18 protein-coding genes and 1 pseudogene are annotated in these 21,875 nt (G+C 63.5%); 14 read left to right on the forward strand and 5 right to left on the reverse strand.

What is annotated here, in order from left to right; all coding sequences use genetic code 11:
* Nucleotides 1–128 precede the first annotated feature (128 nt).
* The 10 genes and pseudogenes from rplQ to EJ074_RS02595 all read left to right on the forward strand — a co-directional run bounded on the left by rplQ (nucleotide 129) and on the right by EJ074_RS02595 (nucleotide 9,817).
* Complete coding sequence (gene rplQ / locus EJ074_RS02550; RefSeq protein ID WP_095807473.1) at nucleotides 129–560, forward strand: 50S ribosomal protein L17; 432 nt, start codon at nucleotides 129–131, stop codon at nucleotides 558–560.
* 188 nt (nucleotides 561–748) lie between these two features.
* Nucleotides 749–2,242: a DegQ family serine endoprotease gene (locus EJ074_RS02555; RefSeq protein ID WP_095807472.1), complete on the forward strand. Its 1,494-nt coding sequence runs from the start codon at nucleotides 749–751 to the stop codon at nucleotides 2,240–2,242.
* 39 nt (nucleotides 2,243–2,281) lie between these two features.
* Complete coding sequence (locus tag EJ074_RS02560) at nucleotides 2,282–3,589, forward strand: replication-associated recombination protein A (RefSeq protein ID WP_095807471.1); 1,308 nt, start codon at nucleotides 2,282–2,284, stop codon at nucleotides 3,587–3,589.
* 122 nt (nucleotides 3,590–3,711) lie between these two features.
* Nucleotides 3,712–4,539, forward strand: a complete 828-nt coding sequence (locus tag EJ074_RS02565; RefSeq protein ID WP_095807470.1) for an aspartyl/asparaginyl beta-hydroxylase domain-containing protein — start codon at nucleotides 3,712–3,714, stop codon at nucleotides 4,537–4,539.
* A 13-nt stretch (nucleotides 4,540–4,552) separates the two neighbouring features.
* Nucleotides 4,553–4,735: pseudogene (locus tag EJ074_RS30065) on the forward strand (DUF779 domain-containing protein); the annotation flags it as partial.
* 91 nt (nucleotides 4,736–4,826) lie between these two features.
* A complete protein-coding gene (locus tag EJ074_RS02575; protein ID WP_095807469.1) occupies nucleotides 4,827–5,807 on the forward strand; it encodes an RluA family pseudouridine synthase in 981 nt (326 codons plus the stop codon).
* Between the two features lie 9 nt (nucleotides 5,808–5,816).
* Nucleotides 5,817–6,023: a hypothetical protein gene (locus EJ074_RS02580; RefSeq protein ID WP_095807468.1), complete on the forward strand. Its 207-nt coding sequence runs from the start codon at nucleotides 5,817–5,819 to the stop codon at nucleotides 6,021–6,023.
* A complete protein-coding gene (locus tag EJ074_RS02585) occupies nucleotides 6,020–6,937 on the forward strand; it encodes a DMT family transporter (RefSeq protein WP_095807467.1) in 918 nt (305 codons plus the stop codon). The genes EJ074_RS02580 and EJ074_RS02585 overlap by 4 nt, the downstream gene beginning before the upstream one ends.
* 10 nt (nucleotides 6,938–6,947) lie before the next feature.
* Nucleotides 6,948–7,739 (forward strand): ATP12 family chaperone protein, encoded by a 792-nt coding sequence (locus EJ074_RS02590; protein ID WP_129552754.1) that lies wholly within the window; start codon nucleotides 6,948–6,950, stop codon nucleotides 7,737–7,739.
* A gap of 188 nt (nucleotides 7,740–7,927) precedes the next feature.
* Entirely contained in the window at nucleotides 7,928–9,817 is a 1,890-nt protein-coding gene (locus tag EJ074_RS02595) for an MFS transporter (protein WP_095807465.1), read from the forward strand.
* 80 nt (nucleotides 9,818–9,897) lie between these two features.
* Here EJ074_RS02595 and EJ074_RS02600 read toward each other — a convergent pair whose 3' ends face one another.
* The gene (locus EJ074_RS02600; protein ID WP_095807464.1) at nucleotides 9,898–10,092 is read right to left on the reverse strand and encodes a DUF2735 domain-containing protein; all 195 of its coding nucleotides are present in this window, start codon (nucleotides 10,090–10,092) and stop codon (nucleotides 9,898–9,900) included.
* Between the two features lie 313 nt (nucleotides 10,093–10,405).
* Between EJ074_RS02600 and EJ074_RS02605 the strand changes: the two genes are divergently transcribed.
* The gene (locus EJ074_RS02605; RefSeq protein ID WP_095807510.1) at nucleotides 10,406–11,446 is read left to right on the forward strand and encodes a glutamine synthetase beta-grasp domain-containing protein; all 1,041 of its coding nucleotides are present in this window, start codon (nucleotides 10,406–10,408) and stop codon (nucleotides 11,444–11,446) included.
* A 167-nt stretch (nucleotides 11,447–11,613) separates the two neighbouring features.
* On the opposite strand, the gene glnA is transcribed toward EJ074_RS02605, so the two are convergent.
* Together glnA and EJ074_RS02615 are read right to left on the reverse strand one after the other, a co-directional pair.
* A complete protein-coding gene (glnA, locus tag EJ074_RS02610; RefSeq protein WP_095807463.1) occupies nucleotides 11,614–13,023 on the reverse strand; it encodes a type I glutamate--ammonia ligase in 1,410 nt (469 codons plus the stop codon).
* A gap of 57 nt (nucleotides 13,024–13,080) precedes the next feature.
* Nucleotides 13,081–13,419 carry a P-II family nitrogen regulator gene (locus EJ074_RS02615; protein WP_006205430.1) on the reverse strand — a complete coding sequence of 113 codons (339 nt, stop codon included), beginning with the start codon at nucleotides 13,417–13,419 and terminating at the stop codon, nucleotides 13,081–13,083.
* Nucleotides 13,420–13,764: 345 nt separating this feature from the next.
* On the opposite strand from EJ074_RS02615, the gene EJ074_RS02620 reads away from it, so the two are divergent.
* Together EJ074_RS02620 and EJ074_RS02625 are read left to right on the forward strand one after the other, a co-directional pair.
* Complete coding sequence (locus EJ074_RS02620) at nucleotides 13,765–15,276, forward strand: NAD(P)H-hydrate dehydratase (RefSeq protein WP_129552755.1); 1,512 nt, start codon at nucleotides 13,765–13,767, stop codon at nucleotides 15,274–15,276.
* On the forward strand, nucleotides 15,273–17,279 hold the full coding sequence (locus EJ074_RS02625; protein WP_129552756.1) for a hypothetical protein: 2,007 nt from the start codon (nucleotides 15,273–15,275) through the stop codon (nucleotides 17,277–17,279). Before EJ074_RS02620 ends, EJ074_RS02625 begins: the two co-directional genes overlap by 4 nt.
* Nucleotides 17,280–17,393: 114 nt before the next feature.
* On the opposite strand, the gene EJ074_RS02630 is transcribed toward EJ074_RS02625, so the two are convergent.
* Entirely contained in the window at nucleotides 17,394–18,926 is a 1,533-nt protein-coding gene (locus EJ074_RS02630; protein WP_095807461.1) for an acyl-CoA carboxylase subunit beta, read from the reverse strand.
* A gap of 405 nt (nucleotides 18,927–19,331) precedes the next feature.
* Here EJ074_RS02630 and EJ074_RS02635 point away from each other — a divergent pair, with 405 nt between their 5' ends.
* The gene (locus tag EJ074_RS02635; RefSeq protein ID WP_095807460.1) at nucleotides 19,332–20,783 is read left to right on the forward strand and encodes a DEAD/DEAH box helicase; all 1,452 of its coding nucleotides are present in this window, start codon (nucleotides 19,332–19,334) and stop codon (nucleotides 20,781–20,783) included.
* Between the two features lie 89 nt (nucleotides 20,784–20,872).
* Here the strand turns inward: EJ074_RS02635 and EJ074_RS02640 are convergent, their stop codons facing one another.
* On the reverse strand, nucleotides 20,873–21,847 hold the full coding sequence (locus EJ074_RS02640) for an alpha/beta fold hydrolase (protein WP_095807459.1): 975 nt from the start codon (nucleotides 21,845–21,847) through the stop codon (nucleotides 20,873–20,875).
* Between the last annotated feature and the right edge of the window lie 28 nt (nucleotides 21,848–21,875).

Here is a 21,875-nt window from a genome sequence, read left to right on the forward strand (position 1 = left end):
TGGTGAAATGGTGAATGGTCGCCGATCGGCGGCTTCGGAGACGTAGAGCCCTTCCATTCACCATTCACTATTGACCATTCACAAATCGAAACAGCCGGGCAACCGCCCATAACACCAGGAGAAGAGCCATGCGCCACGGATTTAAAGGCCGCCGGTTCGCCCGCAGCGTAAGCCACCGCAAGTCGATGTTCGCCAATCTCGCCGTGTCCCTCATCGAGCACGAGCAGATCGTCACAACCCTGCCGAAGGCGAAGGACCTGCGTCCGATCGTCGAGAAGCTGGTGACGCTCGGCAAGCGCGGCGACCTGCACGCCCGCCGCCAGGTGATCGCGCAGATCGGCAATGAAGGCGTCGTCAAGCGCCTGTTCGAGACCATTGCCCCCCGCTACGCCACCCGCAACGGCGGCTACCTGCGCATCATGAAGGCGGGCTTCCGCCACGGCGACAACGCTGCGATGGCGGTCATCGAGTTCGTCGACCGCGACACGTCGGCCAAAGGTGCCGCCGACCGCGCCCGCCTCGAGGCCGAAGGCGGCAACGAGGAAGCCGAAGCCGCCTGAGGCTTGGCGTTCGCCGATGACATCGAGGGGCCTTCGGGCCCCTTTTTGCATTTGGGCGGCAGTGCCCGACGGAGCCGTGTTGACACTGCCAAGCGTATGGTTTTGCGCGACAATTGTCGCATTTCAGTGCATTAGCCTTTCATTCTGCACAATCGTCGGGACAATGGCGCCCGACTGGAGGATTCGGAATGCAGTTCAAACGTCTGTTTCTGGTTGCAATTTGCGCGCTGGCCGCCTTTGCCGCGGCGCCCGCCGTGAGACAGGCGTTGGCCGAGGACGCTGCCAAGCCGGCTGATCCCGGCCTGTCCGACGTGCTGACCGATCTGCTGCACGGCGTCGAAGGCGAGAACGCCACCTCCGGTCCGGACAAGCGCGTGCCCTTCGGCCGCGAAGAGGTGCAGCTTTCCTTTGCTCCGCTGGTCAAGCAGACGGCGCCGGCCGTCGTCAATGTCTATGCATCACAGACCGCCAAGGTGACATCGCCTTTCGAAGGCGACCCCTTCTTCGAGGAGTTCTTCGGCCGCACCCGGCCCCGCGCCCAGTCCTCCCTCGGATCCGGCGTGCTGGTCGACCCGAGCGGCGTCATCGTCACCAACTATCACGTCATCAAGGGTGCCGACGAGGTGAAGGTAGCAACCGCCGATGGGCGCGAATTTGCCAGCAAGGTGATGCTGAAGGACGAGACGCTCGATCTCGCCGTGCTCAAGATCTCGGGCGACAAGCCGTTCCCGGTGATCGCCATCGGCGATTCCGACGCGCTCGAGGTGGGCGATCTGGTGCTGGCGATCGGCAATCCGTTCGGTGTCGGGCAGACCACCACAAGCGGCATCGTTTCGGCGCTCGCGCGCAGCCATATCGGTGTGTCGGATTCGGGCTATTTCATCCAGACGGACGCTGCCATCAATCCCGGCAATTCCGGTGGCGCGCTGATCAACATGGGCGGCCAGCTGGTCGGTATCAACACGGCGATCTACAGCCGCAGCGGCGGCTCGATCGGCATCGGCTTCGCTATTCCCGCGAATATGGTTCGCGCTTTCGCCGACGCCGCCAAGGCCGGTCTCGATTTCTTCGAGCGGCCCTATATCGGCGCCGAATTCGAGGCGGTGACGCCGCAGATCGCGGAATCGCTCGGGATGGAAAAGCCGACCGGCGCGCTGGTCTCCTCGGTCGACGCGACCGGCCCGGCCGGCAAGGCAGGGCTCAAGCCCGGCGATGTCGTGCTGTCGCTCAACAACACGCCGGTGGAAAGCATCGAGGCGCTCGATTACCGGATGGCGACGCTGTCGATCGGCTCCAAGGCGACCTTCGCAGTGCTGAGCAAGGGCCAGCAGGCGACGATGGAGATCGCGCTGGAGCGTGCGCCGGAAGGGGCAAAGGCCACGGAAGTGACGCTGCATGGCCGCAGTCCGTTCGCCGGCGCCAAGGTGGCGGAACTGTCGCCGCGGCTGGCGCAGCGGCTTGGCCTGCGGAGCGACATCAAAGGCGTCACCGTCGTCGACATCAACCGCGATTCCCCGGCCGCCGATTTTGGCTTCCAGCCAGGCGACATCGTGCGCGAGGTGAATGGCACGAGCATCGACACAGCAGCGACGCTGGCCCAGATTGCCCAGCAGGACACGCGCTGGTGGCGCTTTACCGTCGAACGCGGCGGGCAGATACTGCGGCAAGTATTGCGTTACTGAGCCCGATCGGAGAGGTCGCGCTCCAGGCTGAAGAGTACCATGGCCGACCTGTTCAGTGCCGATGAACCGGAGAAGCCGCCGCCCGGGCGGCCGCTTGCCGACCGCTTGCGCCCGAAGAACCTCGGCGAGGTCGTCGGCCAGGAGCATCTGACCGGGCCCGACGGCGCACTGACGCGGCTGATCAATTCCGGCTCGCTCGGCTCGATGATCTTCTGGGGCCCACCGGGCACCGGCAAGACGACCGTGGCGCGGCTGCTGGCCGGCGAGACCCACCTTGCCTTCGAGCAGATATCGGCGGTGTTTTCCGGTGTCGCCGACCTCAAGAAAGTGTTCGAGGCGGCGAGGTTGCGCCGGGCCAATGGCCGCCAGACGCTGCTCTTCGTAGACGAGATCCATCGCTTCAACCGCGCCCAGCAGGATGGCTTCCTGCCGGTGATGGAAGACGGGACTGTGGTTCTGGTCGGCGCGACCACGGAGAACCCATCCTTCGAACTCAATGCGGCGTTGCTCTCCCGCGCCAGAGTGCTGGTGTTCCGCTCACTCGGAGAGGAGAGCATCGCCAAGCTGCTCGAACGTGCCGAGGAAACCGAGGGCAGGGCGCTCCCGCTCGACGACGAGGCGCGGGCCATGCTCATCCGCATGAGCGACGGCGACGGCCGGGCGTCGCTGACATTGGCCGAGGAAGTCTGGCGCGCCGCCAAGCCCGGCGAAGTCTTCGGTCCGGAAGGCCTTCAGCGCGTGATCCAGCGCCGCGCGCCGATCTACGACAAGGGCCAGGACGGTCACTACAACCTGATCTCGGCGCTGCATAAATCGGTGCGCGGTTCGGACCCTGACGCAGCGCTCTACTATCTCGCGCGCATGTTCGATGCGGGTGAGGACCCGCTCTACCTCGGCCGCCGGCTGGTGCGGATGGCGGTGGAGGATATCGGGCTCGCCGATCCGCAGGCGCTGGTCGTCGCCAACGCCGCCAAGGACGCTTATGATTATCTCGGCTCTCCCGAGGGCGAGTTGGCCTTCGCCGAGGCGGCCGTCTATCTCGCCACGGCGCCGAAATCGAACGCCGTCTACACCGCCTTCAAGGCGGCGACGCGAGCGGCCAAGGAGCATGGGTCGCTGCTGCCGCCCAAACATATCCTCAATGCGCCGACCAAGCTGATGAAAGAGGAGGACTACGGCGCCGGCTACCGCTACGACCATGACGAGCCGGATGCGTTTTCCGGCCAGGACTACTTCCCGGAAAAGATGGGCCGCCACACCTTCTATGATCCGCCGGAGCGCGGTTTCGAGCGCGAGGTCCGGAAGCGGCTGGAATACTGGGCAAAGCTGCGCAAAGAGCGGGAGTAAGCGCCGGGCCTGTTGCAGCGCGGATTGTGCAGGACCACGAAAAATCCTATTAAGGCGCACGGCTGGCGGGGGTCGCCGTTATTTGGCTCGTGCGAACAGGATCGCGCTCCCCGCGAAAGACGATGACAAAGCAGACGGTTAAGACAATTCGCAAGGCTGCGGTCGCGGCCCTCGTTCTTGCGCTCGGCTTCTATTTCATTCCCCTGGTGACGACGGTCTTCATCGTCTGCGGCCTGATCGACGTCATGCGAAACGATCAGAAGAACGCGATGCTGTTCGAGCGCTACTTCCTCGGCAACGGCCTGTTCACCTGGCTGCTTTCGCCGTTCAATCTGGTTGTGGACCTTCTCTGCTACAGAAATCCCGGCGTCTGGACGCTCGATCAGTTTCCGCAAGAGTACCAGCGTGAGATCAACGAGGTGCTGGATGTCTTCAAGGCGCGCAAGGACGAGATCATCGCCGACATCGACGCCAATTTCGGCGGCGGCCGCCGCGGCATGTACGTCTATCAGTGGTATGGCAAGCACAAGATCGACAGCGTCCCCGAGTTCAACAAGGACTTCACATACGTCAAGACCATCGCGGTCTCGGTTTTCAGCGGCCGCGAGTCGACGTCCTGGCATTTCGGACCGCTGCGGCTCAGCCTGCGCCTGCTCTATAATCTGATCCCGGTAAAGGCGGAAATCTTCGTCCAGTGCGGCAGCAGGAAGAACTACTGGCACGACAATCCGCTGTTCATCTTCGACGACACGCTCTTCCACCGCTCGGTCAACGAGTATGACGGACGCCGCTACTGCGTCTTTGTCGACATCGTCCGCCCGTCCCCGTTCCCTGGCCTGATCGCAGGGCTTCTGGCGATTGTCTCGGTCAGCGTCGAGCGCATCAACTCGGTCTTCTACAAGAACTGGAAGATGATTGGCTCAGCCAAGCCGAAGGCGCCGGTCAGCTGAACCAAGCAGAAGCGGCGAGACGCCGGTCTACATCAGCGCCGCGCAATTCGAGGCGTGGAAGCATACCGACTATCGACGTTGTGCCGGGCAGAGGCGGCATGTTCTTGCTCGACACAATGGCCGCGAGAAGCGGTTCCTGACGCGATCCACCGTCTGCGCCGCGCCAGCATCGTGGTCTGGTGGCCAACGCGATTGATTGGGGCAATCGCCGCGCTTTGTTGGGCCTTTGCCTCGCAACAGGCTCGCCTTAGTGCTATGGCGCCGCTTTCAAACGGAAAAGCGAAGTCATGGCAGGTGTTGAACAGATCACGGTGGAGGCCGGCGAGGCGGGCATGCGGCTCGACCGCTGGTTCAAGGTCCACTATCCGGGACTCGGATTCGGCCATCTGCAGAAGCTCCTGCGCTCCGGCCAGGTCCGCGTCGATGGCGGCCGCGTGAAGGCCGATACGCGGGTCGAACCCGGCCAGACCGTGCGCATCCCGCCGCTCGAGGTCGACAAGAAGGGCGATGCCGGGCTCACCGGCCACTCGATCCGCAACCAGGGCGATGCCGACGTGCTCGCCAAGATGCTGCTGCACGAGGATCCGAAAGTCTTCGTCTTCAACAAGCCGGCGGGCCTGGCCGTCCAAGGCGGCTCCGGCGTCACCCGCAATGTCGACGACATGCTGGAGGCCTGGCGCAACCAGAAGGGCGAGAAGCCGCGGCTTGTTCACCGCCTCGACCGCGACACGTCCGGTGTGCTGGTCGTCGCCCGCACCAGGCTGGCTGCGATGAAGCTTTCGGAAGCGTTCCGGGCGCGTGAGACGAAAAAGACCTATTGGGCTCTGGTCAAGGGTGTGCCGCCGAAGCGCGAGGACAAGATCTCGACCTGGCTGGTCAAGGAGGCAACGCCGGACGGCGACCGCGTACGGATCGCCAAGCATGGCGAGAAGGGCGCTGACCACGCCGTCTCCTACTACCGCATCGTCGAGCAGGCGGCGCAGGCGCTGTCCTGGCTGGAGATGGAGCCGTATACGGGTCGCACACATCAGCTTCGCGTCCATGCCGCCCATATCGGTTGCCCGATCATCGGCGACCCTAAATATTTCGAAGCCGACACCAACTGGGAATTCCCGGGCGGCATCCAGAACCGCCTGCATCTCCATGCGCGCCGCATCGTCATTCCGCATCCCGATCAAGGCGCGATCGACATCACCGCGCCAATGCCGCCGCATATGCGCCAGAGCTGGAACCTGCTCGGCTTCGACGAACAAAGCGGGGAGCCCTAGGCAGAGCCTATGGAGGGAAATGCTCTCACCAGTCAGTTGACCGGATGGCTGCCGTTCATGCTGATTTTTGTCGTGTGGCTCGTCTACACCCGCCGGATCGCTGCCAGGCAGGGATCAATGGCCGAGATTGGTCGCGAGAATACCGAGGCCGTCAGGCAGAACACGGAAGCGCTTAAGGCGGTGCTCGCGAAACTGGAAAGCCAATCTGAGAAATGACCACGGCAAGCCAAATGGACCGCCGCGACGCGGTCGACATGGCGGCGGCCGCGATCATGGTCGGGCTGACGCTGTCCTGGGGGCTGAACTACGTCGCCGCCAAGATATCCTATGCCGGTTACGATCCGGTCTTCGTGTCGATCGCACGCTCCATCCTCGGCGGGTTGTGCGTGTTCGGCTGGTGCCGATTACGCGGCATCAAGCTGTTCGAAGCGGACGGGACACTGATCGCAGGGATCGCCGTCGGCGTGCTTTTCGGGGTAGAGTTCCTGTGCCTCTACATCGGGCTGGAATACACGACCGTCGCCCGCAACACCCTGCTCGTCAACACCATGCCGTTCTGGGTACTGATCGGCGGCCACTTCCTGCTTGGCGAGCACATCAACGCGCGCAAGCTTGGCGGGCTGGTTCTTGCCTTCTGTGGGCTACTGGCGGTCTTCTCCGACGGAATTTTCGCCGGCAATCACGCGACACTGATGGGCGATGTGCTCAGTCTCGGCTCGGGCATCCTGTGGGCGCTCACCAGCATCGTCATCAAGCGCTCGAAGCTGGCCGGGACCAGCGCCGAAAAGCTTCTGCTCTATCAACTGGCGGGCGCCGCCGTCGTCGGCGCGCTGGTCCTGCCCTTGGCCGGCCCGCCAATCCGCCAACTTGCCGCATTGCCGACATTGGCGTTGCTGTTCCAGTCTTTCTATGTCGTCGCTTTTACGTATGTTTTGTGGTTCTGGCTGCTGACGCGCTATCCTGCCGCCGGCCTGTCGAGCTTTGCGTTCCTATCGCCGGTGTTCGGCGTGCTGTGCGGAGCGTTGCTGCTGGGCGAACCGCTGACGGTCAGGATCTTCCTCGCGCTCGGTCTGATCGCCGCCGGGTTGATCATCGTCAACCGGCCGTCACGCAAGCAGGTTCCAGCGTAAGGAGTTCGGTATGCGCGACATCCTCAACGACCTCGAAGCGGGAAAGCAGCTTTCCGATCCGGATCCGGTCCGCCGCGCTCAGATCCAGATGAAGACGCCGCTGCCGAAGCGCTTCTACAAGACTGTCTCGGTCGTGCCGGTCGAAAAGGGCTTTGCCGTCCATCTCGACGGCAAATCGGTCCGCACGCCGGGAAAAGCGCCACTGGCGGTGCCCACCGAAAAGGCGGCGGTCCTGGTGGCTGACGAGTTTTCGGCGCAAGGCGACGTCATCGATCCCGTGACGATGCCGGTCATGCGCCTCGTCAACACGGCCCTCGACGGTGTCGCCAGCGACCCGCAGGCGGTTCTGGAGGACGTGCTGCGCTTCGCTTCGTCCGATCTGCTTTGCTACCGCGCCGATGGCCCGCAAGGCCTGGTCGAGCGGCAGAACAGGTTTTGGGATCCCGTCCTCGATTGGGCGAAGAGCAAGCTGGGCGCACGCTTCAATCTTGCCGAGGGCATAATCCATATCGAGCAGCCGCGCGAGACGATTGCCGTCCTTGGCGCGCATCTTGCCCAGCGCACCGAACCGCTGCGGCTGGCCGCCATCCATGTCATGACCTCGCTGACCGGCTCGGCATTGCTGGCGCTCGCCGTCGATTTCGGCGAGCTTGACGGCGAGCAGGCGTGGGCAGCCGCCCATGTCGACGAGGACTGGCAGATCGAGCATTGGGGCCAGGATGCGGAGGCCGTGGCGCGGCGCGCGGCCCGCAAGCGCGACATGATGGCAGCGGTCAGTCTGCTCGAAGCGCTCCAGGCCTGAGCGCAGCGCGCGCAGCCTTCGCATCGCACCTAATACGAAAGTCATAATCCCATCGTCTCGATGCCTTTCGGCGGCGCTTTCTGTCATTTTTTGCCCGTTGGTTGCGTCTGAGTCCGCCTTCCGGAGGAGTTGCGGACCGCGGCGCACAGCTTTCGAGGACAGACGGAATCCCACGGGAGGATAGATCAATGGCAATGGCTTCGACCGCCGGCAGGACAAGCCGCGGCATGACGCGGGAGGAAAAGAAGGTCATCTTCGCCTCTTCGCTCGGCACCGTTTTCGAATGGTACGACTTTTACCTCTACGGCTCGCTGGCCGCCTTCATCGGCACGACCTTCTTCAGCCCGACCATTCCGGAGGCGACGCGCAACATCTTCGCGCTGCTGGCCTTTGCCGCCGGTTTCCTCGTCCGTCCCTTCGGCGCGCTGGTGTTCGGCCGTATCGGCGACCTTGTCGGCCGCAAATACACCTTCCTGGTCACCATGACCATCATGGGCCTGTCGACGTTCCTGGTCGGCCTGCTGCCGGGATATGCCAGCTTGGGCATTGCCGCACCGGTGATCCTGATCGGGTTGCGCATGCTGCAGGGCCTGGCGCTCGGCGGCGAATATGGCGGCGCCGCGACCTATGTCGCCGAGCACGCTCCGGACGATCGCCGCGGCTATTACACCTCCTGGATCCAGACGACGGCGACGCTCGGCCTGTTCCTGTCGCTGATCGTGATCCTGATCGTGCAGGGGTCAATGAGCAAGGAAACCTACTCTTCCTGGGGCTGGCGCATTCCGTTCATCGTTTCCTTCCTGCTGCTCGCCATCTCGATCTGGATCCGGCTGTCGCTCTCGGAGTCGCCGACCTTCCAGCGCATGAAGGAGGAGGGCAAGGGCTCCAAGGCGCCGCTGTCGGAAGCCTTCGGCCAGTGGAAGAACGCCAAGATCGCCCTTCTGGCGCTGCTCGGCCTCACCGCCGGCCAGGCCGTGATCTGGTACAACGGGCAATTCTACGCGCTGTTCTTCCTGCAGAACGTGCTCAAGGTCGATCCGCAGTCGGTCAACATCATGATCGCGATCGCGCTTGCCGTCGGCTCGATCTTCTTCGTCGTGTTCGGCTGGCTGTCCGACAAGATCGGCCGCAAGCCGATCATCATGGCCGGCCTCGCATTGGGAATCGTCTGCACCTTCCCGCTGTTCAAGGCACTGACCTGGGCCGCCAATCCGGCTTTGGCCACCGCCCAGCAGAACACGCGCGCGACGGTGACGGCGGCTCCCGGCGACTGCCGGTTCCAGTTCAACCCGGTCGGTACGGCGAAGTTCACCACCTCCTGCGATATCGCGACCTCGTTCCTGACGAAGAACTCGGTGCCTTATGACGTGGTGACGACGGCCGCGCCCGGAACGGCGGCCACGGTCAAGATCGGCAACGAGACGGTCGAGTCCTACGACGCCATCGCTGCCGGAGACCAGGCCAAGGCCAAGGAGGCGACCTTCCAGAAGGCCGTCAACATGTCGCTGCGGGATGGTGGCTACCCGCTGAAGCGCGCCGCGGCCAAGGTGCCGGACCAGAAGCTTGACGCCTTCATCGCGGCCAATCCGGAACTGAAGCTCGATGCCGCAACGATCCGCGGCGGCGAGAAGACGACGGTTCCCGCCGACAAGGCCGTTGCCGACAAGCTGCTGACCAAGGACGAGGCGGCGGGCGCGCCCGAGATCACCGTCTACAACATTCCAGGTGGCGGGCCCTTCGCCATGACCGCCGATCCGGCCGCCGTCAACTGGCCGATGACGATTGGCATCCTGTTCATCCTGGTGGTGTTCGTGACCATGGTCTATGGTCCGATCGCGGCGATCCTGGTCGAGATGTTCCCGACCCGCATCCGCTACACCGGCATGTCGCTGCCTTATCATATCGGCAATGGCTGGTTCGGCGGCCTGTTGCCGGCGACGGTGTTTGCGCTGAGCGCCTATAAGGGCGACATCTACTACGGCCTCTGGTACCCGGTGGTCATCGCGGCAATGTCGCTCATCATCGGCATGATCTTCGTTAGGGATACGCTCGGCACCAACTTGCACGCCAAGGAATAGCCGCCCGAATCTTCCGCAATGAAAAGCCCGGCGCGAGCGATCGCGCCGGGCTCTTTCGTATCGAAAATCGAAAAAGCGTGTCAGCTCTTGCGCTGCTGGTTCTCTTCCTCGATCGCCGCCTCATGGTACCAGCTGTCGAAATCGGCCTGCGTAGTGCGCAGCGAGGCAAGTTCTGCCGCGAATTTCGCCTTTGCGCCTAAATTTGAGGCAGGTGCTCGTCGTGCAAGCCGGAACGTCAGAATCTTTGCCGAGGGACGCGACGTGATGACTTCCATGGCGGCCTCCTTCCGTCTCCAGGATCGGAGCGATTCAACTTTCTACAACATAGATTCTGCGAGTCCTTTAGGCAATATGCCTACAAAAATCTCAGCATTTGCCTAGGATTTGTGCAAACCGCACTTCTGATTGATCTCGGCGCATCGCCTGGTCGGCTCATCGGATTCAGGACGATGTCGCGACCATTTTGCCGCACCCATTGACCGGGGAGTGGCATACGAATTGCTTTTTGACGATCGGCAGGTCGGGTCGGTCCGGCCATGCGTCGACGCCGCCGTGGCGCGCGGTGTCCCAGCAACGAGAGGCACAGGAATGACCAAGTACAAGCTCGAGTACATCTGGCTCGACGGCTATACCCCGACCCCCAATCTTCGCGGCAAGACCCAGATCAAGGAATTTGCCGAGTTCCCGACGCTCGAGCAGCTGCCGCTGTGGGGTTTCGACGGCTCCTCCACCAACCAAGCCGAAGGCCGCAGCTCCGACTGCGTGCTGAAGCCGGTGGCGCTCTACCCGGATCCGGCCCGCACCAACGGCGTGCTCGTCATGTGCGAGGTCATGATGCCCGATGGCGTGACGCCGCATGAGTCGAACAGCCGTGCGACCATCCTCGACGACGAGGACGCCTGGTTCGGCTTCGAGCAGGAGTATTTCTTCTACAAGGACGGCCGCCCGCTCGGCTTCCCGGAGAGCGGATATCCGGCGCCGCAGGGCCCTTACTATACCGGCGTCGGCTACAAGAATGTCGGTGACGTCGCGCGCCAGATCGTCGAGGAGCATCTCGACCTCTGCCTCGCCGCCGGCATCAACCACGAAGGCATCAATGCCGAGGTTGCCAAGGGGCAGTGGGAATTCCAGATCTTCGGCAAGGGTTCCAAGAGAGCCGCCGACCAGATCTGGATGGCCCGCTATCTGCTGCTGCGTCTGACCGAGAAATACGGCATCGACATCGAGTTCCACTGCAAGCCGCTTGGTGACACCGACTGGAACGGCTCGGGCATGCACTGCAACTTCTCGACCAAGTACATGCGTGAAGTGGGCGGCAAGGCCTATTTCGAGGCGCTGATGGCGCAGTTCGAAAAGAACCTGATGGATCACATTGCCGTCTACGGTCCGGACAATGACAAGCGCCTGACCGGCAAGCACGAGACCGCGCCGTGGAACAAGTTCAGCTACGGCGTCGCCGATCGCGGCGCCTCGATCCGCGTTCCGCATTCCTTCATAAAGAACGACTACAAGGGCTATCTGGAAGACCGCCGCCCGAACTCGCAGGGGTGCCCGTACCAGATCGCCTCCCAGGTGCTGAAGACGATCTCACAGGTCCCGACCGACGCGTCGGTCTCGGCCGCCGCCTGATTTCTTGCGGCGCGGAGCTATCAGTTCCGCGCCTGTCGAACTTGCCAAGGAGCCTCGGCGGAAACGTCGGGGCTTCTTGCTGTTTGAGCTCTGGTGAATGAGCTGCCCATGAAAAAACCCCGGCTCTCGCCGGGGTTCTGGTTGGCGCCAATACGGGTCTGGGGACATCAGACGGAGTAGTACATGTCGTACTCGACCGGGTGCGGGGTCATCTCGAAGCGCATGACCTCGGTCATCTTCAGCTCGATGTAGGAGTCGATCTGATCGTCGTCGAAGACGCCGCCCGCCTTCAGGAAGCCGCGGTCCTTGTCGAGGCTCTGCAGCGCCTCGCGCAGGGAACCGCAGACGGTCGGGATCTTCTTCAACTCCTTGGGCGGCAGATCGTAGAGATCCTTGTCCATCGGCTGTCCGGGATGGATCTTGTTCTTGATGCCGTCGAGGCCGGCCATCAGCATGGCGGCGAAGCCGAGATACGGGTTCGCGCCCGGGTCGGGGAAGCGGACCTCGACGCGCTTCGACTTCGGCGACGAGCCGAACGGAATGCGGCAGGAGGCCGAGCGGTTGCGCGCCGAATAGGCGAGCAACACCGGCGCTTCGTAGCCCGGCACCAGGCGCTTGTAGGAGTTGGTCAGCGGGTTGGTGAAGGCGTTGATCGCCTTGGCATGCTTGATGATGCCGCCGATATAGTAGAGGCAGCTTTCCGACAGGCCGGCATATTCGTTGCCGGCGAAGGTCGGCTTGCCGCCCTTCCAGATCGACTGGTGGACATGCATGCCCGAGCCGTTGTCGCCGAAGACGGGCTTCGGCATGAAGGTGGCCGTCTTGCCATAGGCATTGGCGACCTGGTGCACGACATACTTGTAGATCAGCATCTTGTCGGCGTTGCGCACCAGCGTGTCGAACTTGATGCCGAGCTCGTGCTGGGCGGCGGCGACCTCATGGTGGTGCTTTTCGACGCGCACGCCCATCTCGGCCAGAACGGTCAGCATTTCCGAGCGCATGTCCTGGCAGGAATCGATCGGCGGCACAGGGAAATAGCCGCCCTTGATGCGCGGACGATGGCCGAGGTTGCCGGTCTCGTAGTCGGTATCGTCGTTCGAGGGCAGCTCGGTGGAGTCCAGCCGGAAGCCGGTATTGTAGGGATCGGACTTGTACTTGACGTCGTCGAACACGAAGAACTCGGCCTCCGGGCCGACATAGATGGTGTCGCCGATGCCTTCCGACTTCATGTAGGCCTCGGCCTTCTTGGCGGTGCCGCGCGGGTCGCGGTTGTAGGCCTCGCCGGAAACCGGATCGAGGATGTCGCACAGGATGACCATGGTCGACTGGGCGAAGAATGGGTCCATGTGGACCGTCTCCGGATCCGGCATCAGCACCATGTCGGACTCGTTGATCGCCTTCCAGCCCGCGATCGAGGAACCGTCGAACATGACGCCGTCGGCAAACATGTCTTCCTCGACCTCGACGACATCCATGGTCACATGCTGCAGCTTGCCGCGCGGATCGGTGAAGCGCAGATCGACGAACTTCACGTCGTTGTCCTTGATCTGCTTCATGATGTCTTTGGCTGTCGTCATGTCATGTATCCCTGTGTGATGACGTTTTTTGATGATGACGTTGCAGAATGGTGGGTGTCAGACGGCATCCATGCCGGTCTCGCCGGTGCGAATGCGAACGACTTCCTCGATGTTGGACACGAAGATCTTGCCGTCGCCGATGCGGCCGGTCTGCGCCGCCTTGCGGATCGCCTCGATGGCGCCTTCGACGGCGTCGTCGCCGAGCACCACTTCGATCTTCACCTTGGGCAGGAAATCGACGACATATTCGGCGCCGCGATAGAGTTCGGTATGGCCCTTCTGGCGGCCGAAGCCCTTAGCCTCGGTGACGGTGATGCCCTGCAGTCCGGCCTCCTGAAGCGCTTCCTTCACTTCGTCGAGCTTGAATGGCTTGATGATCGCTTCGATCTTTTTCATGTAAAAAGTGGCCTCCACTGCCAAAAAGACGGGTTGTGTGCCCCGCTTGCGCCTCCATCAAGCACGAACTGTGCCAAATTCCGGAGATTGGAAGCGGTATCGGGCGATTTACACGCCATGCTGCACCCGAACACAAATTCGCGTCGTCCGCTGCGTCGGAAGCGTCATGAACGCCCAAAGCGTATACATCGTCCCTCCATCCTTCTGCGTAAAAATTGGGCAGACAGCGCAACCCGCGATCAGATTCCCCTCCGGCGCCACCGTTTCAGGTGAGTATTGGGTCGCCGATGTTTGCTTCGAACAGCAAATCGGACAATGCTCGATAGGATGAAGATCGGCAATCCCATGAGCAATGAACTTCTTTCGCCGGCAGAGATGGCAGAGGCCGACCGGCTGGCGATCAGCGAAGGTCCGCTCGATGGCTATGGGTTGATGCGGCGCGCCGGTGAGGCGGTGGCGGCGGTGGTGCTGGAGCGCTACCCGGCAGCGACGCGGGTGCACGTGCTGTGCGGCCCCGGCAACAATGGCGGCGACGGCTATGTCGTGGCGCGGTTGCTGGCCGAGTCCGGCGTCGATGTCGCTTTGTGGGTATCCGGCGAACCGCGGGCAGGCAGCGACGCCGCAATCGCAGCGGCGGATTGCGCTCTGGAGCGGCGTCCGTTGTCGGCTTTCGCGGCGGAACCGGGTTCGGTGGTGGTCGACGCGCTTTATGGCGCAGGCCTGTCGAAGCCATTGTCGGGCGAGGCCAAGCGCGCCGTCGATATCGCGAAGGGATTGCCGGTCGTGGCCGTCGACCTGCCCTCGGGTGTCTCGGGCGAAAGCGGCGCCATCCTCGGCGCGGCTTTTCGGGCCGATGTCACCGTCACTTTCGCACGCAAGAAGCCCGGACATCTCCTATTGCCCGGACGCGAGCAATGCGGCGAGATCGTACTCGCCGACATCGGCATCGATGACAGGATCATCGCTCAGGTCGCGCCGCGAACCTTCGAGAACACACCAGCCGTCTGGCGCAGGCATATGCCGGTTCCGGCAATCGATGCGCACAAATACGAGCGAGGTCATGTCGGCATCTGTTCCGGCGGACCTTCGGCAACCGGCGCGGCTCGCCTGTCGGCGCTTGGTGCGGCAAGGAGCGGGGCAGGGGCGGTGACGGTGCTGTCTCCCGGCAACTCCATGCAGGTGAATGCCGCTCATCTCACTTCGATCATGCTGCGCAAGGCCGATACGGTCGATGAGATCGGCACGTTCGTCAGGGAAAGACGTCCCTCGGCCTTCGTGCTCGGCCCAGGGTTCGGGATTGGCGAAAAGGCGCGCGAATTTGCCCTGGCGCTGCTCAACACGAGAGAACCTGCAGCGATCGAAGGCCTTGTGCTCGACGCCGACGGCATCACTTCATTCCGCGATGCCCCGACCGGTCTGTTCGAAGCCGCTCGAGGTCCGAATGCGCCGGCGTTGGTGATGACCCCGCATGAGGGCGAGTTCGCCAGGCTGTTTCCTGACATCATGGCGGACAAGGCTTTGTCCAAGCTGGGCAAGGCGCGCGCGGCCGCGCAGCGCGCCGGTGCCGCGATCGTCTGCAAGGGCGCCGATACGGTGATCGCGTCGCCGGAAGGCTGGGCCGCGATCAATTGCAACGGCGCGCCCTGGCTTGCCACTGCCGGCTCAGGCGACGTGCTGGCAGGGGTCATCGCCGGGTTCCTGGCGCAAGGCACGCCAGCCTTCGAGGCGGCCTGCGCCGCGGTCTGGGTCCATGCCGAGGCGGGCAGCCGTTTCGGCCCGGGACTGATCGCCGAGGATCTGCCTCTGGCGCTGGTGCCGGTGCTGCGCGAGCTTGTCGGATACGCGGCTGCCGGATGAAGCTCGTTTTTCCTCTGATCGGCGCCATCGCCGCCGCGGTGCTCGCAGCGCTTCCGGCCTCGGCAGAAGGCCGTCCGGTGACCATCGTCGATGATCCACGCATTCTCGCCACGCTCGATGCCAAGGGGTTCGGCTTCGCCGGCATCTTCGGCTTGGATGGGAAGGACGACCTCAAGACCCTCTATGACAATGCGCCGGCCTACCACGCCATCGTCGAGACCGTGGCCGCCGACGTCGCGGCGCTCCGCGCCGACATGAAGGCCGGCGGCCGGCCGCTCTACGAAGTGACCGACGGCAACGTCGGTCGCATCATGGACATGCGCTGGCTGAAGACCGATGCGGCGCGCTTCCGGCTGGTCGGCGTCGTCAACCGGATCGACCGCCGCGACTTTGGCGGACTTTCCAACGAAGCAGGTTGCGGCGAGGTGCGGTTCATCTATCGCCTTGCCTACAGCTTCAAGAAGAACGGCAAGGTTCTGGCCTCCCGCCTGCCGTTCAACTTCAGCGCCGTCTACCGTGCCGCTACGGATGCCGATGGCGGCTGCACCGGGGTTGCCGGGCGCTGGATGCCGCAACTCGACGAGAGCGTCGATGCCGGCTGGCTGACCGGCGGACCACTGGACAAGGCGAGCCTCTCCTTCAAGCAGCTCGAACTCAACGCCCAGGTGGTGCGCTTTCCATCCGGCCAGGAGACCGAATTCGGCGGCCAGGCCGCCTATCTGATGCGCATTTTCGGTATCGACGGCACGGCAGTCACCGAGGAGCCGTTGGAAAACACGCCGGATCCCACACGGCTTTCGGAGGACGACGCACTCAAGGCCCGGCTCGCCGACTATGTCCGCGCCAATGCAGCTGCGATCGATCTTGGCGTCTACGAAATCCCCGAGGAATTCCTGGCGAAAAAGGTCATCTCCTGGTCGACCTTCGGCAGCGCGAGGCTGGCCAACCACCCGTTCACGCCGCTGTTCAAGCCCGAGGATTTCGCCGGGTTGGACTATTCGAAGCTGGCCCTGGCGCGCACGCCGGAAGCCCTGGTCGAGCGGCTGGACAACGGCGCCTGCCAGGGGTGCCATCAGGCCGGCTCGACCGCCGGGTTCCATTTCATCGGACTCGACGACAGCACGACCTCGCCACTCAACCGCATCCAAGTCGGCATCTCGCCGCATCTCCATGCCGAGATTCCCCGGCGCGAGGCGTGGCTGGCGGCGACGATCCAGGGCAGGGAGCCTAACCGGTTCCGGCCGCTGTCCTTTGCGCCGGCCGCTGCCTGGACGGACGACGGCACGATCGACTACGCCTCTGCCGAGATGGCCATGCCATGCCTGATGCCGGAAGACGCTGTCCGCTTCGGCAGAACCTGGCAATGCGAAGGCGGCACGGTCTGCACGCCGATCGCAACTGCCTCGGGGGTGCGCACCAAACTCGCGCAATGCCTGCTGCCCAAGAATAGCACCGCGATGTTTTCCGGGCACCCGTGCCTGACCGGCTCGATCCACAGCAATCAGTCGCAGCCGTTCAACGACCGCTACATGATCACCGGCCAGTTCGCAGCCTTCTCACCGGGCATTTCACGCACGGACTACACCTGCCGCCCGCCCAAGATCGGCGTGCCGGCTGGCTTCGCTTATCGCGGCTGCGACGAAAAGGATCGTGCGTTCACCGGCTTCAAGGCCGGCAAGCCGATGCCCCGCGAAGTCTGCGGCCTGGTCGGTGGCAAGAAGTTCGATATCTGCGTAGCGACCAACAATTTCGACCAGTGCCTCGGCGGGGCTGTCAATCGCGGCAACCGCCCTGCATGCTCGGCCGAGCATTTCTGCCGCGAGGACTACATGTGCCAGGCGCTGCCACCAGACACGCCGGGAGCCGCCAAGGTAAAGGGCATCGGCTTCTGCTCGCCGACCTACTTCCTCTTCCAGATGCGCATCGACAACCACGCCACGCCCTGGGCGACTGCCGCCCGCGCCAGCGTGGGCGCAGGGTTTGGAGCGGTTGCGGACGAGTAGGCGGCTTGTTCGGCGATGATCCGCCGAGTGATGACGACAAAATCGCCGGTCGCCGCAAAGCTGGCAACGAGATCGGATTCAATGGTGAGCCCCGTTTGCTTGGAAGGCGCGGGCTCACAGCGGGATATTGTCGTGCTTCTTCCAGGGGTTCTGCATGTCTTTGTTGCGCAGCATGCGCAAGGCTCTGGCGATGCGCCGGCGGGTGGAGTGAGGCATGATCACTTCGTCGACATAGCCACGCTCCGCCGCGACGAATGGCGACAGGAAGCGGTCCTCGTAAGCCTTCGTGTGGGCAGCGATCTTTTCCGCGTTGCCGATATCCTTGCGATAGATGATCTCGACCGCGCCCCGCGCGCCCATCACCGCGATCTGCGCCGTCGGCCAGGCATAGTTCATGTCGCCGCGCAGATGCTTTGAGGCCATCACGTCATAAGCGCCGCCATAGGCCTTGCGGGTGATGACGGTGATCTTCGGCACGGTCGCCTCGGCATAGGCAAAGAGCAGCTTGGCGCCATGCTTGATCAATCCGCCATATTCCTGCGCAGTGCCGGGCAGAAAGCCCGGAACGTCGACAAAGGTGACGATCGGGATCGAGAAGCAGTCGCAGAAACGCACGAAGCGCGCCGCCTTGCGGCTGGCGTCGGAATCCAGCACGCCGGCAAGCACCATCGGCTGATTGGCGACGAAGCCCACCGTGCGGCCCTCGACACGGCCGAAACCGGTGACGATGTTCTTGGCGAAATTCTGCTGGATCTCGAAGAAGTCGCCTTCGTCGGCGACCTTGAGGATCAGTTCCTTGATGTCGTAGGGCTTGGTGGCGTTGTCCGGGATCAGGCGGTCAAGCGACAGATCGTGGTCCGTCACCGATTGGTAGCACTCGATCTCGGGGATCTCGGCGGTGTTCGAGGCCGGCAGCAGATCGACCAGCCGGCGCATCTGCAGCAGCGCCTCGACATCGTTGTCGTAGGCGCCGTCGGCGATGGAGGACCTGGTCGTGTGCACGGACGCACCGCCGAGGCTTTCGGCCGTCACCGTCTCGTTGGTAACCGTCTTCACCACATCCGGCCCGGTGACGAACATGTAGGAGGTGTCGCGCACCATGAAGATGAAGTCGGTCATGGCCGGCGAGTACACGTCGCCGCCCGCGCAAGGTCCCATGATCAGCGAGATCTGCGGGATGACCCCGGAGGCCAGCACATTGCGCTGGAAGATTTCGGCGTAGCCGCCGAGCGCGGCCACACCTTCCTGAATGCGGGCGCCGCCGGCATCGTATAGGCCGATGATCGGGGCGCGGTTGCGCAGGGCCATTTCCTGCACCTTGACCACCTTCTCGGCATGCGCCTCCGACAGCGAGCCGCCGAATACGGTGAAATCCTTCGCGAAGAGATAGACGGGACGCCCATTGACCGTGCCCCAGCCGGTCACGACGCCATCGCCCGCGATCTTGGTCTTCTCCATGCCGAAGTCGGTCGACCGGTGCTCAACATACATGTCGAATTCCTCGAACGACCCTTCGTCGAGGAAGACCTCGATGCGTTCGCGGGCTGTGAGTTTGCCCTTCTTGTGCTGGGCCTCGATCTTCTCCTTGCCACCGCCCATGCGGGCGATCTCGCGGCGGCGCTCGAGTTCCTTCAGCACGTCTTTCATCGCCGGGCCCCAAATGCGAATAGTCGGTTTGTGGTAATCGCGAGGGAAGGGGAGCGCAAGCGCTCCGATCGTCCTTGTTTTGCTGCACTGCAGCATCGGCCCCTTGCATTTCGGAGCGGACTCGGCCATATGGGCGGCATAGGCGCTTGGGCCGGAACTTGTCCGGCTTTCTCCATGCATGAGACTGGTTGCGTCTGTTTTCCCTCTTCCGGCAAGTCGGCCCTGTGTCCGGCAGTCGATAAGGTGGCGAAAAAGCCCCGGGGCATGACGTCCGCGGGCACGACAGCGCAGCCGCGCGGACAGCTCGTCCGCCGCCTTGTCGTTTCCTGATAATTTTTCGACGGCAGGTTGCGCCCTGCCGCCATTGCTGTTTTGCGGCCCAGAGCCGCGTGAAAGAAGAGTATTTTGACCAACGAACATCAAGCGGAACAGAACGGTTTCGCTACCCTTGGAATCACCGGCGCGCTGCTCAAGGCCGCCAATGCCGCTGGCTTCACCGAGCCGAAGCCAATCCAGGTGCAGGCGATCCCGCCGCAGCTGGAAGGCCGTGACATATTCGGCATCGCCCAGACCGGTTCGGGCAAGACGGCCGCCTTTGCGCTGCCGATCCTGTCGAAGATCATCGGGCTGGGCACCAAGCGCAGGCCGAAAACGACGCGCGCGCTGATCCTGGCGCCGACGCGCGAGCTCGCCGTACAGATCGAGGACACGATCAAGCTGCTCGCCAAAGGCGCGCATATCTCGACAGCGCTCGTGCTCGGCGGCGTCTCCCGCTATAGCCAGGTGAAGAAGATCGCGCCCGGCGTCGACGTGCTGATTGCCACGCCCGGCAGGCTCACCGACCTGGTACGCGAGGGCGACCTCATCCTTGCCGATACCAAATGGCTGGTGCTCGACGAGGGCGACCGCATGCTCGACATGGGCTTCATCAACGACGTCAAGCGCATTGCCAAGGCGACTGCGCCGGACCGCCAGACCGCGCTGTTCTCGGCCACCATGCCGGACGAGATCGCCGAACTCGCCAAGGGCCTGCTGAAGAACCCGGTCCGCATCGAGGTCGCGCCGCAAAGCACGGCGGCTGCCGAAATCGTGCAGAGCGTGGTGCTTGCCCGCACCAAGCAGAAGCGCCAGGTGCTGTCCAAGATGCTGGCAGACGAGGCGATGCGTTCGGTGATCGTGTTCTCGCGCACCAAGCACGGTGCCGACCGCGTCACCAAGGACCTTGCCCGTGATGGATTCAACGCCGCCGTCATCCACGGCAACAAGTCGCAGAACGCGCGCCAGAAGGCGCTCAACGATTTCCGCGACGGCTCGGTACGTATCCTGGTGGCGACCGACATCGCGGCCCGCGGCATCGACGTGCCCGGCATCAGCCATGTCGTGAATTTCGACCTGCCGGACGAGGCGGAAAGCTATGTCCACCGTATCGGCCGCACGGGCCGCAACGGCAGGGACGGCATTGCCATCACGCTTTGCGATCCGTCGGAGAACGGCAAGCTGAAGCAGGTCGAGCGCATCATCCGCATGCGGCTGCCGGTGATGGCCGATCATCTCGGCAACCCCGACCCGCAACGCGACCCCAAGGAAAAGAGTGAGCGCCATTTCGAGCCGGCCAACGATCGCGAGCATCATGGCGCCCGCCGCGACGGCCGGCGCCCGAACACCGGCAACGGCTTCGGCAAGAAGCGCTTCGGTGGCAAGCCGACAGGCGAAAGGGCATTTTCGGGCAAGCCAGGCGGCGAGCGCGCCGTTGCGGCCAAGCCGAATGTCGAGCGCAAGCCGGAGGGCGCCAAGCGTTTCAAGGGCAACAACAAGCGCCGCTTTGGCGGCAAGCGACCAGCGAACAGGGCCGCTTAGACAGCGGCCGTAGACTTGCTACGCAGTGCGGCTAAAAAGGAGCGGCCGAAGCGATGCTTCGGCCGCTCCTTTGTTTGGGATACCCGGCGCTACTCCGTCAGTGCCTTCACCCACACCACGATGCGCTCGGCAAGGACCGCCGTGGTCGATGGCGACAGCGCGTCGCCGGCGATGACATGATCGTCGGGATCGTCCGTATCATCGACCGGCACCAGTTCGTGCGGAGCGCCCCAGCGCCCCGCGATCTCGCGTGTGCGATCGGGCCGCACCACCTTGTCCGAATCGGAAAAGATGAACAGGGCAGGGACGGTCGCCTTGTCCACCGGCGCGCGGTAGGCGAGTTCGGTCAAGGCAGCCATGGCCGGCGCCGCGCTCATCGGATAGCGGTAGGTCCAGAATCTGGCGTTGAGCGCGTTGCGGGGCACAAAGCTGTGTTCCTTTCCGCCGACGAGTTCGGCGATCTGTCTGCCCCAGGGTTTGGTCAGCAGCTCGGCGCCGGAGGCTTTGACGCCGAAGTTCGGCGAGATGAACGCGATCGCAGCGACGCCCTCGGAGGCGCGCGGCTGTGTTGCGGCCCAGGCCGCCAGTGAGCCTCCAGTCGAAGTGGCGATGACGATCACCTTGTCCCCGATCGCCCTGCCGATGGCGAGCGCTTCCTCGTAATCGTTGATCCAGGCGTTGACGCTGCCTTCGGCCATTGCGGCGCCGTCCTGACCATGGCCGGCCAGGCGCGTGTAGAAGAGATTGGCATCGAGCTGCTCAGCGACATCATCGGGCAGCGGGCGGACCTCGCCCTTCGAGGCCGAGAAGCCATGGATATAGACGATCGACAGTTTGGTCTTGGCGCGAACCAGCGGATTGGCCCAGATGATCTCCTTCTCCAGTCCGTCGCGGATCCTGGGCACAGCGGCTTCCTCGCGCGCCAGATAGGCCTGCGGGTCGTCGCCGATCACGGACGGATCGAAGCGAATGATGGTATCGACAGGCACACGAGGTCCGAGAAAGAAGCCGGAGCCAAGAATGACGGCGAGCCCAAGCACCGCAAGCATCACTCGTCGCCTCATGTCCACCCCGTCCACCCATCGCCATGCC

The organism is Mesorhizobium sp. M3A.F.Ca.ET.080.04.2.1 (assembly GCF_003952525.1).
Lineage (GTDB): Bacteria > Pseudomonadota > Alphaproteobacteria > Rhizobiales > Rhizobiaceae > Mesorhizobium.

Coding starts and splice junctions, on each gene's coding strand:
- EJ074_RS02555 (WP_095807472.1), top strand. CDS start 749: ATGCAGTTCAAACGTCTGTTTCTGGTTGCAATTTGCGCGCTGGCCGCC.
- EJ074_RS02595 (WP_095807465.1), top strand. CDS start 7,928: ATGGCAATGGCTTCGACCGCCGGCAGGACAAGCCGCGGCATGACGCGG.
- EJ074_RS02605 (WP_095807510.1), top strand. CDS start 10,406: ATGACCAAGTACAAGCTCGAGTACATCTGGCTCGACGGCTATACCCCG.
- EJ074_RS02585 (WP_095807467.1), top strand. CDS start 6,020: ATGACCACGGCAAGCCAAATGGACCGCCGCGACGCGGTCGACATGGCG.
- EJ074_RS02625 (WP_129552756.1), top strand. CDS start 15,273: ATGAAGCTCGTTTTTCCTCTGATCGGCGCCATCGCCGCCGCGGTGCTC.
- EJ074_RS02620 (WP_129552755.1), top strand. CDS start 13,765: ATGAGCAATGAACTTCTTTCGCCGGCAGAGATGGCAGAGGCCGACCGG.
- EJ074_RS02590 (WP_129552754.1), top strand. CDS start 6,948: ATGCGCGACATCCTCAACGACCTCGAAGCGGGAAAGCAGCTTTCCGAT.
- EJ074_RS02600 (WP_095807464.1), bottom strand. CDS start 10,092: ATGGAAGTCATCACGTCGCGTCCCTCGGCAAAGATTCTGACGTTCCGG.
- rplQ (WP_095807473.1), top strand. CDS start 129: ATGCGCCACGGATTTAAAGGCCGCCGGTTCGCCCGCAGCGTAAGCCAC.
- EJ074_RS02630 (WP_095807461.1), bottom strand. CDS start 18,926: ATGAAAGACGTGCTGAAGGAACTCGAGCGCCGCCGCGAGATCGCCCGC.
- EJ074_RS02640 (WP_095807459.1), bottom strand. CDS start 21,847: ATGAGGCGACGAGTGATGCTTGCGGTGCTTGGGCTCGCCGTCATTCTT.
- EJ074_RS02615 (WP_006205430.1), bottom strand. CDS start 13,419: ATGAAAAAGATCGAAGCGATCATCAAGCCATTCAAGCTCGACGAAGTG.
- EJ074_RS02575 (WP_095807469.1), top strand. CDS start 4,827: ATGGCAGGTGTTGAACAGATCACGGTGGAGGCCGGCGAGGCGGGCATG.
- EJ074_RS02565 (WP_095807470.1), top strand. CDS start 3,712: ATGACAAAGCAGACGGTTAAGACAATTCGCAAGGCTGCGGTCGCGGCC.
- EJ074_RS02560 (WP_095807471.1), top strand. CDS start 2,282: ATGGCCGACCTGTTCAGTGCCGATGAACCGGAGAAGCCGCCGCCCGGG.
- EJ074_RS02580 (WP_095807468.1), top strand. CDS start 5,817: ATGGAGGGAAATGCTCTCACCAGTCAGTTGACCGGATGGCTGCCGTTC.
- glnA (WP_095807463.1), bottom strand. CDS start 13,023: ATGACGACAGCCAAAGACATCATGAAGCAGATCAAGGACAACGACGTG.